Annotated in this window: 1 pseudogene; it reads right to left on the bottom strand. The window is 76.5% G+C overall.

Features of this window, described 5'->3' with window-relative positions:
- A pseudogene (locus J0695_RS41180) lies at window positions 1–533 on the bottom strand (hypothetical protein); the annotation flags it as partial.

Below are 533 nucleotides of genomic sequence, written 5' to 3' on the forward strand. Positions count from 1 at the left end.
GGCCCACGGTGCGGGGGTCGAGGGGGTGGGTGAGCAGCCAGGCTCGGGTGGCCCGGTCGTCGCGCGCGGTGAGGGCGTCGATGAGGGGGTGCAGGCTTTCGGCGCGGGTGTACTGACGCAGCCACGCCAGGCCGGCGGCGGGGCGGTCCACGGCGGTGAGCGCGTGGAGGGCCGGGTACGTGAGGTCGCGGAACAGGCTGAGGGTGTCCAGGTACGGGATGTCCTCGGGACCCCCGAGACGGCCCAGGAGCGCGAGGCCGACGGCGACGGCGGGTGCGCTGGTTCCCGTACGGGTCAGACGCCGGCCGAGGGCGCGGGCGTCCGCCTCGTTGTCCAGCGGGAGGCCGGAGACGACGTTGCGCACGGCGCGGGCCTGTACGCCCAACGGGGCGAGGAGGCGGTGCAGTTCGTCGGCGGCGTGGGCGGTGTCAGGGTCGGCCAGGAGCGGAGTGACGACCTCCACCACGGCGGCTCGGGCCTCGGGCCAGCGGAGCCCGGGGCGAGACGCGGGCGTCTCGGGGAGGGGGTAGCCG

This window comes from Streptomyces beijiangensis (assembly GCF_017315755.1).
In the GTDB taxonomy this organism is placed as follows: Bacteria; Actinomycetota; Actinomycetes; order Streptomycetales; family Streptomycetaceae; genus Streptomyces; species Streptomyces beijiangensis.